The 15,092-nt window shown below is 37.5% G+C and carries 14 protein-coding genes; 12 read left to right on the forward strand and 2 right to left on the reverse strand.

Annotation, left to right across the window (positions count from 1 at the left end; all coding sequences use genetic code 11):
• Positions 1-20: 20 nt before the first annotated feature.
• The 9 genes from ACODS7_RS14700 to ACODS7_RS14740 all read left to right on the forward strand — a co-directional run bounded on the left by ACODS7_RS14700 (position 21) and on the right by ACODS7_RS14740 (position 9,608).
• Positions 21-1,094: a DUF3994 domain-containing protein gene (locus tag ACODS7_RS14700; protein ID WP_000865195.1), complete on the forward strand. Its 1,074-nt coding sequence runs from the start codon at positions 21-23 to the stop codon at positions 1,092-1,094.
• A 233-nt stretch (positions 1,095-1,327) separates the two neighbouring features.
• Positions 1,328-2,524 carry an oxalate decarboxylase family bicupin gene (locus ACODS7_RS14705; RefSeq protein ID WP_243168848.1) on the forward strand — a complete coding sequence of 399 codons (1,197 nt, stop codon included), beginning with the start codon at positions 1,328-1,330 and terminating at the stop codon, positions 2,522-2,524.
• 383 nt (positions 2,525-2,907) lie between these two features.
• Complete coding sequence (locus ACODS7_RS14710; protein WP_243168849.1) at positions 2,908-3,357, forward strand: helix-turn-helix domain-containing protein; 450 nt, start codon at positions 2,908-2,910, stop codon at positions 3,355-3,357.
• A gap of 97 nt (positions 3,358-3,454) precedes the next feature.
• Positions 3,455-4,015 carry a glycerol uptake operon antiterminator GlpP gene (gene glpP, locus ACODS7_RS14715; protein WP_016082605.1) on the forward strand — a complete coding sequence of 187 codons (561 nt, stop codon included), beginning with the start codon at positions 3,455-3,457 and terminating at the stop codon, positions 4,013-4,015.
• 228 nt (positions 4,016-4,243) lie between these two features.
• Positions 4,244-5,065, forward strand: coding sequence for a glycerol uptake facilitator protein GlpF (glpF, locus tag ACODS7_RS14720; RefSeq protein WP_001272199.1), 822 nt, complete (start codon positions 4,244-4,246; stop codon positions 5,063-5,065).
• Between the two features lie 13 nt (positions 5,066-5,078).
• Positions 5,079-6,569: a glycerol kinase GlpK gene (gene glpK / locus ACODS7_RS14725; RefSeq protein ID WP_016082604.1), complete on the forward strand. Its 1,491-nt coding sequence runs from the start codon at positions 5,079-5,081 to the stop codon at positions 6,567-6,569.
• A 133-nt stretch (positions 6,570-6,702) separates the two neighbouring features.
• On the forward strand, positions 6,703-8,385 hold the full coding sequence (glpD, locus tag ACODS7_RS14730) for an aerobic glycerol-3-phosphate dehydrogenase (RefSeq protein WP_243168850.1): 1,683 nt from the start codon (positions 6,703-6,705) through the stop codon (positions 8,383-8,385).
• 121 nt (positions 8,386-8,506) lie between these two features.
• Positions 8,507-8,839, forward strand: a complete 333-nt coding sequence (locus ACODS7_RS14735; RefSeq protein ID WP_000356630.1) for a PadR family transcriptional regulator — start codon at positions 8,507-8,509, stop codon at positions 8,837-8,839.
• Positions 8,832-9,608, forward strand: coding sequence for a VanZ family protein (locus ACODS7_RS14740; protein WP_243168851.1), 777 nt, complete (start codon positions 8,832-8,834; stop codon positions 9,606-9,608). Before ACODS7_RS14735 ends, ACODS7_RS14740 begins: the two co-directional genes overlap by 8 nt.
• A gap of 441 nt (positions 9,609-10,049) precedes the next feature.
• Here the strand turns inward: ACODS7_RS14740 and ACODS7_RS14745 are convergent, their stop codons facing one another.
• On the reverse strand, positions 10,050-10,214 hold the full coding sequence (locus tag ACODS7_RS14745; protein WP_048565201.1) for a hypothetical protein: 165 nt from the start codon (positions 10,212-10,214) through the stop codon (positions 10,050-10,052).
• Between the two features lie 283 nt (positions 10,215-10,497).
• On the opposite strand from ACODS7_RS14745, the gene ACODS7_RS14750 reads away from it, so the two are divergent.
• The 3 genes from ACODS7_RS14750 to ACODS7_RS14760 are packed head-to-tail and all read left to right on the forward strand — an operon-like array spanning position 10,498 to position 12,716.
• A complete protein-coding gene (locus ACODS7_RS14750) occupies positions 10,498-11,031 on the forward strand; it encodes a sigma-70 family RNA polymerase sigma factor (protein WP_029442066.1) in 534 nt (177 codons plus the stop codon).
• A gap of 4 nt (positions 11,032-11,035) precedes the next feature.
• On the forward strand, positions 11,036-11,443 hold the full coding sequence (locus ACODS7_RS14755) for a PadR family transcriptional regulator (protein WP_029442067.1): 408 nt from the start codon (positions 11,036-11,038) through the stop codon (positions 11,441-11,443).
• A gap of 7 nt (positions 11,444-11,450) precedes the next feature.
• The gene (locus tag ACODS7_RS14760; protein ID WP_043935328.1) at positions 11,451-12,716 is read left to right on the forward strand and encodes an FtsW/RodA/SpoVE family cell cycle protein; all 1,266 of its coding nucleotides are present in this window, start codon (positions 11,451-11,453) and stop codon (positions 12,714-12,716) included.
• A 6-nt stretch (positions 12,717-12,722) separates the two neighbouring features.
• Here ACODS7_RS14760 and helD read toward each other — a convergent pair whose 3' ends face one another.
• Complete coding sequence (gene helD, locus ACODS7_RS14765; RefSeq protein ID WP_043935327.1) at positions 12,723-15,059, reverse strand: RNA polymerase recycling motor HelD; 2,337 nt, start codon at positions 15,057-15,059, stop codon at positions 12,723-12,725.
• Between the last annotated feature and the right edge of the window lie 33 nt (positions 15,060-15,092).

A 15,092-nucleotide genomic window follows, 5' to 3' on the forward strand; every position in this document is an offset into this window, starting at 1 on the left:
TACTTTAAGGAGTATGAGGTATGAAAGTGAAGAAACTAATGGCTGCTGTAGTTCCAGTTACATTATTATTAAGTGGTTGTGTTACAGTAAAAGATTCGGCAAGTAAAGAAGCAAAGACAGAAGAAACAAGTAAAGCTAAGTCTTCTGGAACAAAAGAAAAATCAACTAATTCGAAAGAAGAAAGTAAAGATGTTCAAAAGGTTCGAGTTTTAGATGAAGATTATGCACAATATTTATTAGACATTGAACAGGATATGTTAAGACGATTTGATTACTATGATGCATCTGTAAAGGATTTGAGAAACGGAAGTAAATCAAAAGCTGAGGTATTAGATAGTGTTAAAGACATCTATAAAGTATTTGATAAGATAGAGAAGATTTCTGCACCGCCAAAACATAAAGAAGACCAAAAAGAGATTGAAAGAGCTGCAGGTAAACTAAGAGAAACATTCGGTGAAATAGAGAAGTTATTCAACGATAAAGGTTTTAGCTTAGAGACTGATAAGGAAATCTTAAATAAAGCAAATATAAAATTAGAGGAAGCAAAACGTATTTGGAAACCTACATTTGATAAGTTAAGGGCTGAAGTAAAAGGTGATACAACCACGGAAAAATCTACTAGTACAACAAGTAGTTCTACACAGGCAAACCCAACTACTGGCAGTCAGGCTCAAACAGATAAAAGTCAAGCAAAAACTGGGGTATTTGTAGATACAGTTGGTACAAGTGAAGAGTTAGGAATTAGTTATAGCAACATGCAGAAGAACATTAAAGATGGTACTGAGATTATTGGTAATTGGGGTATTGATTACGGCAGTGGCGTAAAAACTACGCTAGTACTAAAAGGTGATAAAACATTTGAGTCTTATGCGAATGGTTCTTATCCGAATAAAGATAACTATTTAACAGGAACATATACGGTGGATGTCCCATCATTCCAGTTATCTTTAAAAGTAACAAAAGCAGTTAAAGACGGTCAAGAAGTAAAGTTAACAAATGATAGTATCATGTATAAATTGCAAAACTATGATGGAAACACATTACAAATTTATCATATGGACGATAATGTTCGTATTCGATATGTAAAACAATAAATAATTGGTGAAAAACTCTGTAATAAATTTTACAGGGTTTTTTATTAGTTTTAATTTAATTTCTTCATTATCTTTTCAGACGCTGTCCATACTAGTATAAGTTGAGAAATGAACAAAACGATAATGATAGGCAGTTGATGTAACTCCATAGTAACTGTAACCATCTAAAGCCCAATTCATACACTATGGTGGAGGATTTTCACCTAATAACCGGATGAAAAAGGGGTGTAATCATGAAGAAACGTACTGTTAATGAAGCGGGAGGGAATGTGCCACAACCAATCCGCAGCGACGGAGCAGGTGCAATTGATTCTGGACCTCGTAATGTTATGCGAGATATTCAAAATCCGAATATGCTTGTTCCACCTATAACGGATGCAGGATTAGTTCCTAACTTGAAGTTTTCATTCTCGGACACTTCTATGATTTTGAAACACGGCGGGTGGTCTCGGGAGATTACTGCTCGGGAACTACCAGTTTCGACGACGATTGCTGGGGTAAATATGAGCTTAACGGCCGGTGGAATACGAGAACTTCATTGGCATAAAGAAGCGGAATGGGCGTATATGCTTTTAGGACGGGCACGCATAACGGCTGTTGATCAAAATGGACGGAATTTTATTGCTGATGTTGGACCAGGTGATCTTTGGTATTTTCCGCCTGGTATTCCGCATTCCATTCAAGGATTGGAACATTGTGAATTTCTACTTGTTTTCGATGATGGACATTTTTCTGATTTATCTACTTTAGCTATTTCTGATTGGTTTGCGCATACGCCAAAAGAAGTGTTGTCGGCTAATTTTGGAGTACCTGAGAGTGCTTTTCATTCTATCCCTTCAGGTCAAGTTTATATTTATCAAGGAGAGGTGCCAGGTTCGCTTGAAAGTCAGGAAGTTCAATCACCGAAAGGGGAAGTTCCTTTAACATTTAAACATGAACTGTTAAAACAAAAGCCAATTAAGACTCCTGGTGGTAGCGTTCGAATTGTAGATTCTACAAATTTCCCTATTTCAAAAACGATCGCAGCAGCGCTCGTTGAGGTTGAGCCTGGTGGAATGAGAGAACTTCATTGGCACCCGAATAATGATGAATGGCAATATTATTTGACAGGGGAAGCGAGAATGACTGTGTTTCTTGGAAATGGTACCGCTCGTACATTTGATTATAGAGCTGGCGATGTCGGATATGTACCGTTTGCGACGGGGCATTATATTCAAAATACAGGTACCGAAACATTATGGTTTTTAGAGATGTTCAGAAGCAATCGTTTTGAAGATGTATCGTTAAATCAATGGATGGCACTGACTCCTAAAGAAATAGTGGAGAGTAATATACATGTTGGCCCGCAAGTAATGGATTCTCTGCGTAAGAAGAAGTGGCCTGTTGTGAAATACCCGGGGTTTTCATATAGTCCGAAAAATGATGAGTAAAAATGAAAATTTGCGTTATTCTTTCTGGAGACTGATAAGAAGGGATGGCGTATTTTTTATGCCTAATCTAGTCTTTATCCCGCTATTTGCCGGGCAGTAAGACCCACCTCAAAATTCAGCGGAATCAAAGAAGTTAGGTGGGGCGCGGGCTGTCCGTAAAAGCCCGATTAGTGAGGGCTGATTAAAGTTTCACTTTATTAGTATCAGTCCCTTGTATTATTGTTCGGGAAATTATTATTGGAGCATAGTATAGGGAAGATACATATAAAAGAGCGCCATTATAAGCTGTAACGTATAAGTTGTGCAGGAAATGCAACAATAACTCGCTTTACTCTTCATCATTTATTTGAACATAATGGGCATAGAGAGGTGATAAACACAGTATGATTTTTAGTGAGCGTTTAAAAGAAGAAAGGGAAAAAAGAAATTGGTCGCAAAATGATTTGGCTGAAAAACTTCATGTGAGCAGGCAATCTGTTTCGAAATGGGAGACGGGAAAGAACTATCCGAGCATTGAAATTATTATTCATTTAAGTGATCTGTTCGGTATTACAATTGATGAACTGTTAAGGAGTGATGAAGAATTGACGCAGAAAATAATTGAAGATAGTAAGCAATTGGCGTATCCAAAATGGAAGGTGTTTTTTGATAGTCTATTTATGATAGGGGTATTTTTGTTTATTGCAAAAATCGTTGTATGGATGCTAAATAAGTTTGCTGGAGCAAGTATTACAATTGTAGTAGATGCGCCATATGTAATGAATCTTTTGCCCCTTGTATTCATGATTATAGGTGGTATAGGTTCCGATAAGTTGAAGAAAATATATAAATAGAGGAAAGATTTGAAAGAAATCCCCAACACTGGCTGTTCTTTTCACTTAAATTGTGTACTATAAAGGATAGGATGACATAAAGAAGGGGACATTTAGAATGGAATTTCATGAACAGAAAATTTTGCCGGCAGTGAGGCAAATTAAAGATTTGGAAAAGCTATTACATAGTTCGTATGAATATATCGTTATTTTAGATATTCATGTCGGCCAATTGAAGAGTGTTATATCACTTGCGAAGCAATATTGTAAAAAGGTGTTTTTACATGTGGATTTAATTCATGGCTTGCAGAGTGATGGGCATGCGACGGAATATTTATGTCAGGAGTTTAGACCGTACGGGTTACTTTCGACAAAGGCCGGCGTAATTATGAAGGCGAAGCAAAAAGGTGTTGTGGCAATACAACGCATCTTTTTAATCGATTCGAGTGCGATGGAGAAGAGCTGCAATCTTTTAGATAAGACGAAACCGGATTATATTGAGGTGCTTCCAGGAGCAATGACGGATATTATCGCTGAAGTGAAAGAGCGTACTGGTGTACCGATTTTAGCAGGTGGTTTTATTCGTACTGTAGAAGATGTGGAAAGAGCTTTAAACGCTGGTGCGACAGCGATTACGACGTCAAAACGCGAACTATGGAAACATTACCAAAAAAAGTGACGAAAATGTGAAAAAATTCTGTTGACACCGCTTTCATAAAAGGTTAACATTATAGACAAGTTAATAAACGTGACGGAGAAAAGAAGAGATCCACATTTCATTGTTTCTATATAAATTTATATAGAAGCGTGCAAAGCTGTGGGTCTTTTTCTTTTGACAAAAACGAATGGCCATTCATTTTACCTCTATCACATTTGGAAGCGTTTAAATTGATTGTGGAGGGATACTATGTCAGCATTTTTAGGAGAGTTAATAGGGACTGCGTTGTTAATCGTACTTGGTGGCGGCGTTTGTGCTGGTGTAAGTTTAAAGAAATCGTTTGCGAAAGATTCAGGTTGGATTGTTATTACAATGGGCTGGGGCTTAGCAGTAGCGGTTGCAGCGTATGCGGTTGGATCAATTAGTGGGGCACATTTGAATCCAGCTTTAACGATAGGACTAGCATTTAAGGGAGCGTTCCCATGGAGTGACGTACCAGGTTATATCGTAGCACAAATGATTGGGGCAATTATTGGGGCAGTTATCGTATATTTACATTACTTACCACACTGGAAAGAAACAGAAGATCCAGGAACAAAGTTAGGCGTATTTGCAACAGGTCCAGCAATTCCGAACACATTTGCAAACCTTTTAAGTGAAATGATTGGAACATTCGTTTTAGTATTTGGTATATTAGCAATTGGTGCAAATAAATTTGCAGATGGATTAAATCCATTTATCGTAGGTTTCTTAATTGTAAGTATTGGTTTATCATTAGGTGGGACAACAGGATACGCAATTAACCCGGCTCGTGATTTAGGTCCGCGTATCGCACACTTCTTCCTTCCGATTGCAGGAAAAGGCGGTTCAAACTGGAAGTATGCATGGATTCCAGTAGTTGGTCCAATTCTAGGTGGATCACTTGCAGGATTATTCCATCAAGTTGTATTTGAAGGAAAACAAAATGCAGCACTTATTTATGTGATTATCGCAACTGTGATTGTACTAGCAATCTCTTATATGACAAGTAAAAAAAGCGGAAGCAATACAAATAGTAGAAAAGTAGCATAAGGGGGAAACCGATATGAAAAAATATATTCTTTCATTAGACCAAGGAACAACAAGCTCACGTGCAATTTTATTCAATAAAAAAGGTGAAATTGTTCATTCAGCTCAAAAAGAGTTTACACAACATTTTCCAAAGCCAGGCTGGGTAGAGCATAATGCACAAGAAATTTGGGGATCTATTTTAGCAGTTATCGCAACTTGCTTAAGCGAAGCAGATGTAAAACCAGAACAAATCGCTGGTATCGGTATTACGAACCAACGTGAAACAACGGTTGTATGGGATAAAACAACTAGTAAACCAATTTATAACGCAATCGTATGGCAATCTCGCCAAACAGCTGAAATTTGTGATGAGTTAAAAGAAAAAGGTTATAGCGAAATGGTTCGCGAAAAAACAGGTCTTTTAATTGATGCATACTTCTCTGGCACGAAAGTAAAGTGGATTTTAGATAACGTTGAAGGTGCAAGAGAGAAAGCTGAAAACGGCGATCTATTATTCGGAACAATTGATTCGTGGCTTGTATGGAAACTATCTGGTGGTAAAGCACACGTAACAGATTATTCAAACGCATCACGTACGTTAATGTTTAACATTCACGACTTACAGTGGGATGATGAGCTTCTAGACATGTTAACAATACCAAAGAGTATGCTTCCAGAAGTACGTCCATCATCTGAAATATATGGAGAAACAATTGATTACCACTTCTTCGGTCAAAATGTACCGATTGCAGGTGTAGCTGGTGACCAGCAAGCAGCATTATTTGGACAAGCTTGTTTCGGTGAAGGTATGGCGAAGAACACTTACGGAACTGGTTGCTTTATGTTAATGAACACAGGTGAAAAAGCAGTAGCTTCTGAGCACGGTCTATTAACAACAATTGCATGGGGAATAGATGGTAAAGTAAACTACGCATTAGAAGGAAGTATTTTCGTAGCAGGTTCTGCAATTCAGTGGTTACGCGACGGAATGCGCATGTTTAAAGATGCAAGTGAGAGTGAAGTATATGCTTCTCGCGTTGAATCAACTGACGGTGTATACATTGTACCAGCGTTCGTTGGACTAGGAACACCTTACTGGGATAGTGAAGTACGCGGCGCTATGTTTGGTGTAACACGCGGTACGACGAAAGAGCATTTCATTCGTGCAACGCTAGAATCTTTAGCTTACCAAACGAAAGATGTATTATGTGCAATGGAAGCAGATTCAGGTATTGAACTGAACACATTACGTGTTGATGGCGGAGCAGTTAAAAATAACTTCTTAATGAAGTTCCAAAGTGATATTCTAGATGTTCCTGTAGAGCGTCCAGTGATCAACGAAACAACGGCTCTAGGTGCAGCGTACTTAGCGGGTCTTGCGGTTGGATATTGGAAAAACCAAGATGAAATTAAATCACAGTGGCATATGGACAAACGCTTTGAACCAACGATGGAAGCGGAAACAAGCGAAGAGCTATATGCTGGATGGAAAAAGGCAATTGAAGCAACAAAAGCTTTCAAATAATCATAAACAGTGTTATAATGGTGACAAGTTAATAATTCGGTAGGAGATTTGGAGAGACCACAACGCGCTATAGAGGCGAAATCTATAGCGGAGTTTGTGGTCTCTTTTTTCGTTATCAAAGGGAGGAATTACCATGAAATTTTCAAGTAAACAACGTAAAGACGTATTAAACGGAGTAAATAAACAAGAGTTAGATGTGATCGTAATTGGTGGAGGTATTACTGGTTCTGGTATTGCATTAGATGGAGCAACACGCGGGTTATCAACAATTGTGTTTGAAATGCAGGACTTTGCAGCAGGTACATCAAGTCGTTCAACGAAGCTTGTACACGGTGGTCTACGTTATTTAAAACAACTTGAAGTGAAAATGGTAGCAGAGGTGGGTAAAGAGCGTGCGATCGTATATGAGAACGGTCCCCATGTAACAACACCAGAGTGGATGTTACTTCCGTTCCATACAGGCGGTACGTTCGGATCATTTAGTACATCAATTGGTCTTCGTGTATACGACTTCTTAGCAGGTGTAAAACGAAGCGAGCGCAGAAAGATGTTTAACCGTGAAGAAACATTAAATAAAGAGCCTCTTGTAAAAAAAGAAGGATTAAAAGGCGGCGGTTACTACGTAGAATATCGTACAGATGATGCGCGTCTTACAATTGAAGTAATGAAAGAAGCGATTGAGCATGGTGCGAAAGCTGTTAACTACGCAAAAGTAGACAGTTTCTTATATAAAGATGGAAAAGTATGCGGTGTACGTGTAATCGATTTACTAGACGGTGAAGTATATGAAGTTTACGGTAAGAAAATTGTAAACGCAGCTGGTCCTTGGGTAGATACACTTCGTGAAAAAGATAACTCGAAAAAAGGAAAAGTACTTCAGTTATCAAAAGGTGTTCACTTAGTAATTGATCAAAAACGTTTCCCACTCGGGCAAGCAATTTACTTCGATACACCAGATAAACGTATGGTGTTCGCGATTCCTCGCGGCGGAAAAACATACGTAGGTACAACGGATACGTTCTATGATAAAGACGCAGCTGTACCACAAATGACAACAGAAGATCGCACATATATCATTAATGCGATTAACTACATGTTCCCAAGCGTGAAAATTACAGAGAAAGACATTGAATCAAGCTGGGCTGGTGTACGTCCGTTAATTTATGAAGAAGGTAAGAATGCATCTGAAATTTCTCGTAAAGATGAAATTTGGACTTCTGAATCTGGTTTAATTACAATCGCAGGTGGTAAATTAACAGGATACCGTAAAATGGCTGAAATGGTAGTAGATTACGTAACGAACTTACTACAAAAAGAAGGTCATAGCGCATATCCGAAGAGCGACACGAAACATATGCCGATCTCTGGTGGGCATGTAGATGGTTCACGCGGATTCCCAGCATTCGTTGCGAAAAAAGCAGACGAAGGTACGAAATCTGGTTTAACGAAAGTACAAGCAGAAGAGTTCGCGAAATTCTACGGCTCTAACGTTGATGTACTGTTCGACTTAGCGAAAAAACATAAAGAAGAAGCGAAAGAATACAACATGCCGCTTGACGTTCTCATCCCACTTGTATACGCAATGGATTACGAAATGACAGCAAAACCAGTTGACTTCTTCGTACGCCGCAGAGGCGCTGTATTCTTCAACATCCACTGGGTATACGAGTGGAAAGAAGCAGTAATCAACTACATGGCTGCGAAACTAGGCTGGAGCAAAGAAGAACAAATGAAATATACAGCTGAACTAGAAAAAGCATTAACAGACGCTGTAATTCCTGTAGATCAACAAGAACAGGCAGCTGCGTTAGCATAAAATAGAGAATCACCTGAAGGGAAGCCTTTAGGTGGTTTTTTCTTTTTTTATGGAATATTCTTCTAACTATATTGCGTAACGACATATGTTGTTATACGATGTATATAAGGTGGTGGTATTGTTGGATAAAGAAATCTTGAAGGGAAGTATAGATATTTTATTGCTTTCTATCATTGCAAAACGTGATACATATGGATACGAAATAGCTCAAAGTTTAAAGGATGCAAGTGAAGATTTGTATAGTATGGGACAGGGAACTTTGTATCCTGCTTTAAAGAGATTAGAGAAAAAGGAGTTTCTTGAATCTTATTGGAATGAATCTGAGAATGGGATGAAAAGGAAATTCTATACTATTACAGATAAAGGGAAAAAAGAATTGCAGAAGAAAGTGAACTCTTGGGAAAGTGTAACAGCATTAATTCAAGCTTGTCAGAAAGGAGTTATTTATGAGTGAATTTGATGAGTATATTAAGTCTATTTTAGCCTATTCAGAACTTAGTGATATTGAACAGGATGAGTTATTTCTAGAAATGTATGATCACTTGAACAGCTTGAAAGAAGAATATATGGAACAAGGTATGAATGAAAAAGAAGCGATTTATAAAGCGATTCAAAGTTTTGGAGAATCAAAAGTTATTGGCGTAGAGATTAATAAATCGGTATACGAAGTTCCTAGGCCATTAAAGGTGTTATCAAAAGTTTTATGTATTCCTTATATAATCATTTGTTTTATTGTCTTTTTAGGAACGTTTATTTCAACTTCTACATTTGACTCTGTTCGCAGTTTGACAGGTGGTGGGACTGTCTATCATCCCATTGAATTTTGGCAGCAATTTTTACATATATCTGATTTAGAAACGTTATTACAACTTTTTGGAATAACACTTTGGCAAGTTAAAGATTTTATTGCACATCCAGGTCCTTGGGGAAACTCAACTTATTGGTTAAGCGTTTTACAACATATAATATTAGTAGTTCCATTCGGATTTTTCGTTCCAGTGCGGATTAATAAAGTGACTAACTATAAGAAAGCTCGTAAGTGGTATGTTATGACCTTTCTTGTTTGGGAGATATTACATTTACTAACTTTGTCTGATGTTTTTGATGTGTGGCGGATTGCTATAAATATGCTCGGTGCGTCGGTAGGATATCTTTTATTTATAATCATAATGCAAATGGATAATAAATTTAGGGTTATGCGAAAGAAGATATTTGAAAATTAGCTCGCTATTCTGTAGTTTAAATTATACAAACTTAATTTGATGGTAATAGAGTATCGCTGAAAACATAGGTACTATATAGTGAGAGGATTTTTTATATTCGTAATAGGTGTTGTTCCTTGTTTAATCCTACTGTTATGAAGCGGGTACATAATCCGTCTTTATTGGTGCTATAAATGATGAGAGCGGCACAGCTGAACTAGAAAAAGTCTAGATCAACAAGAGCAAGCAGCTGCGTTAGCATAAAATAGAGAACCACCTGAAGGAGAGCCTTTAGGTGGTTTTTCTCTTGACTAAAAATAAATAAAATGTGTTACAATGATGATAGAGTATATAGTATGAATTTTGCATAAAATAAAAAAGACAGAAGCCTGAGAAACTTCTGCCTTGTGTAACCTAACTTGCTATTGTGGTGGTAGTAGGTGCGGTTATAAGACAATTACATTAACGTTTTAGCCGAGAACCGCCCTTACCTTTTCCACGAAGTAGGGTGGTTCTCGCTTTTTTGTATACAGAAATTAGCCACGGACCGACGTATCTTCTACCGATGATAACGCCAGTTCCGGTTAGGATACCGTACACTAATTTAATTACAAACATCGCGATCATTTTATCACCTCCCCCCTTTTTTCAAAATGGAAGAGATGATTACCACACCTACTAGTTATAGCTTATTAAGTTACATTTCCATTGTATTATGTTTTAAAATAGGGAACAAGACATATGGATAAAAATTCCTATCTTTAAGCAGAGCATAAGTATCAAGGGACAAGAAGCAAATAAATATACATAAAAAAACGGTATGGACATTACCATCCATATTTTTTTATGTATTTATAAAACTTTTCCATACAGTGCGTCGTCTAATATATGGGAAGGAGGAAATGATGTGGTGGATGAATTAACGATAGAAGCGTTTGAAATAGAAGATAAGGAGGACCTTATCGACGAAATAATGAACAAGTATGGACAAGAAGTCTTACAGCTTGTGTATTCGTATGTGAATAATAAAGAAATTGCGGAGGATTTAACGCAAGATATATTTGTGAAATGCTATAAATCTCTTCATACATATAAAGGGAATTCAAACTTAAAAACATGGCTATGGAGAATTGCGATTAATCATTGTAAGGACTATATAAAAAGTTGGTATAACAAAAAGGTAATCGTTACAGAGGATGAATCTGTGTATATTGGGGTTCAAAATGATAGTGTCGAACAAACTGTCATTCAAAATGCGGAGGATAGTAGGTTGGCTTTGGCAGTAATGAGTTTACCGATAAAATATCGAGAAGTCATTTATCTATTTTATTATGAAGAGTTATCAATTAAAGAGATTGCTACGGTAATAGACGTGAAAGAAAACACGATAAAAACGAGATTGAAAAAAGCGAAGGAGCTTTTGAAGGAAGGATTGGAGGAATAATCAAATGGAAGATCGATTAAAAGGCTTGCGAAAATCAATGGAGAACACAACGTTTAAACATTTGAGTTTTTCTGATCAACATCGAAAGCGGGTGCGCGAAAAAATCAAGCAATCATCCGAAAAGGAAGAAGATATCCTTTTAGCGGTGTTACAACTTCTTATGAATGAAAAAACAGGTTATGAATTGATGCAGTTGCTAAGAGGTAGAGGGATTCAAAAATTCGAAGGTGATGAAGGGTCTCTATACACTTTATTACATCGTTTAGAACAGAACCGCTTTATCCAATCTAGCTGGGATCACGCAGGAGCTAAATATTATCAATTAAATGATAAAGGAAACAAGATGTTGCGAAAGGTAGAGAAAAATGCTATGAAGGCGCGATTTATATTAAAAGGATTAGTACAGGAGTGAGAAAAAATTGAATAAAAAAGGGGAGCATTTTTTAAAAGAAGTTACGAACCATATAAAATCAAAAGAAGCGAAGGACTTGGTGGCAACAGAACTAGACTTTCACTTGAAACAGGCCAAGAATATGTGGGTAGAAAAAGGGTTAAGTGAGGAAGTTGCGGAAGATAAGGCCGTTGAACAAATGGGAAGTCCAATCAAGCTTGGCCAGGAACTTAATAAACTACATAAGCCAAAGGTTGATTGGTTCTTAATTGGTTTATTAGTGGCTGCGATGGGGCTAGGATTTTTGCCAGTTTTAGCTTTTGGATATACGAATGATGTAATAATGAATAAGGTGATATTTGTTATTCTCGGTGTTGTAACAGCTTTTGGGATGATGCTGATTGATTATCGGAAATTAGAGAGAAGGGGAGGGTTGTTTTACACAATCGGAGTACTTATTCTGTTAATGCTATACTGTTTTCCGAACGCTTCGTTGACTGGAGAACCGTTAATAAAAATCGGTCCCATTGAAATTGATTGTTTAATAGCAGTACCGTTCTTTTTTCTAGCGTGGGCTTCTTTTTTCAATAATAGTAGGTTAAAGGTTATGCATCTTGTGGTTTTATATTTATTTTCTTTGTATTTATTTTTGATTGTATCAACCCTTTCGTCAATTTTTGTTTATATGACAATGGTATTCGTTATGCTTTGGTGGAGTAAGTTAGGAAAGAAAACGGCGTTGATTATTACGGTTGTACCCATTTGTTTATTTATTATCAGGGCATCGGTATCCTGGTCTTCAGGATACCACTTAGATAGAATTTTAGGGTATTTAAATCCGGAGAGTGATGCAGGTGGTGCAGGATTTATGTATATACGTTTAAAAGAGGTAATGTCATCGGCTGGTTGGTTTGGTACATCTGGAGATACAAAATTCATCCCTGCTGCGGATACTGATTTTGTATTTGCAAGTTTGACTTACTATTATGGGTATGTGCTTGCGCTAATTCTGGTTTCTGTTCTTTCTCTTTTTGTAGCAAGATTAGTAATCATATCTTATAAAATAAATGACCGATATGGTAAATTGCTTCTCATTGGAGGAATGACTCTTTTTGTAGTCCAGTTTATTTATAACGTGGGCATGATTTTAGGCTTATTGCCGATTGCTGCTATATCATTACCTTTTATTAGTTATGGATTAACACCGACTGTATTCCATGCGCTTTTAATGGGGATTGTGTTAAGTGTATATCGACGTAAAGATATGCCATTTAGAATGAAAAGAACACCTTGATGATTATCAAGGTGTTTTAGTTATTAGTTCAAAACTATCCGAATCAGCCCCAAGCACAAAAGGACTAACTTCGCCAACACTATAAAGTTGCAACTCATGCATCGCGCGCGTACAAGCGGTGTAGAACAATCTACGTACGCTCTCATCACTGTATACATCTTCAGAAGTATCATAAATAATAACAGCGTCAAATTCAATACCCTTTGCTAAATAAGCAGGTATCACGACGATGCCTTGCTCATACTCGGCTGAGTTACTCTTCACGAGTTTAATATTCTCGATATGATGGAGTGCTTCGTATGCAGCGGCGCTTTCAGTTGCGGATTTACATATAATTGCGATCGTGTTGTGATTTTGTTTTTGTAGTTCAGCAACTTTAGCAGTAATATGCTCATGAAGTTCGCTGTAATCAGCTACTTTCGTCACTATAGGTTTCTCGCCGTCACGTTCAAAGGCGTGAATGTCTTTTCCTTCTGGTACGAGATTTCGTGTAAATTCAATAATCGGTTTTGTTGAGCGATAGCTACGAGTTAAGTTAATGCCGTTCGTTTCATCTGGTCCGTATAAGCTAGTAAGTGTATTAAAATTCACTGTTTCACTCGCATGGGCAAATATTGCTTGGTTAAAGTCCCCGAGTACCGTCATTTTTGCGGCAGGGAAGAGACGTTTTAAAAACTCGAACTGGAACGGAGAGTAATCTTGTGCTTCATCTACGAGTACATGTTTAATCGATCTATTCGTTTGGAAGCCTTCAATTAATTCTTTTAAAAGTAAAAATGGAGTCGCATCCTCGTAATATAGATTTCCTTCATCGAGCATGTTCACTGTTAATGAGCAAATGTCATCCCATTCTTTCGGTTTTTCTCCAGTAACCCATGATGCATCTATGAAAAGTTGTTTATATATGCCTGTAAAATTGATAAAGCGCAATGTTTGAACGCCTTTACGAAGAGGCTTCAATTTTTTACGGACAATCATACGTCCGAGTACTTTCGTTTCTTTCTCATAATCATTAAAGGAGTTGTCGTCAAACTCGCCTTTTTTCTGCAAGTATTTATAAGCCTTTTGATATTCATCTTTACTAAGTAATTCAATTTCTTCTTCTACCCAAGGCTTTTTCAGTTCTGCTTTTTCAAGTGCATCTATTTGCTTATTTAGCCAATCCGTTAACTTCTCAATTCGACTATGGAAGCGGAGGGAGGAGTCAGTATTGTAAAATTGCTCTGTAATTTCTTTAGCAGAGGCAATCAGTTTTCCTCTAAATTTCATTCCTCTAAATAGCATGCCTGAAGTTTCAAGAGATTGTCTGTACGCTCTAATCATTTCGAAAAATTGAGTGGATGCTTTAAATCGGATGCTCGTATTTCTAATTTTGTAATTTGCGCTATTTGTTTCAGTTAGCATATATTCTAATTGTTCGTAAGGATCTTCCACATCAAATGACTTACTTAGTCTATGATTTAAATATTCTTGGAATGTTACTTGTTGCATATTTTCTTCACCGAGTTCAGGTAGTACGTTAGATACGTAGCTATTGAACATAGAGTTAGGGGAGAAGAGAATAATTTGATCCGCTTTTAGCCATTCGCGATATTTATATAGTAAGTAGGCGATTCGCTGCAGGGCAGCTGATGTTTTACCACTACCAGCAGCTCCTTGAACGATAAGGAGTCGGCCTTCATCGTGACGGATAATTTCATTTTGCTCACGCTGAATCGTAGCGACGATGCTCTGCATATGTTTGTTTGTACCTTTTCCGAGCGCTTGTTGCAGGATTTCATCACCGATTGTGAGGCTCGTATCGAACATGGAATCAATCTCGCCATTTTGAATAATGTATTGTAATTTTTTCTCCACATTACCGCGAATTACGCCACCTGGTGTGTTGTATTCAGCCGGTCCTGGTGGATAGTCGTAATAAACACTTGAAATTGGGGCGCGCCAGTCATAAATAAGAAAGTTTTCTCCGCTTGCATCAGTAAGGGTAGAAACACCGATATAGATTTGTTCTGCGGCAGGTTCGCCTTCTTCAGTAAAATCGATGCGTCCGAAGTAAGGTGCTTTTTGCATACGTCGCAGCGCGGCAAGTCGATTAAAGGTGTGTTTATGGGTGATTTGTGTAACAGCTAGTGATTGAGCTTGTTGTCTTAAGTTGATAACTGTTTCAAGGTAATCATCAAAAGTATCTGTATTCACTTTAACGTCATCCCAGAAGTGTTTACGGATGTTGATTACTTCTGCCCGGCGTCTGCCAGTTTCGTTTTCCAGCTTATCAATTTGCTGCGTAATCGTTTCGATTACGGTATCCAATCGTTTTTGCTCTAGATCAAGTTTTTTGTTCATACGTAAGCACTCCTTTAAAAGTGAAAAATAGAG

Source organism: Bacillus sp. FG16 (assembly GCF_057809515.1).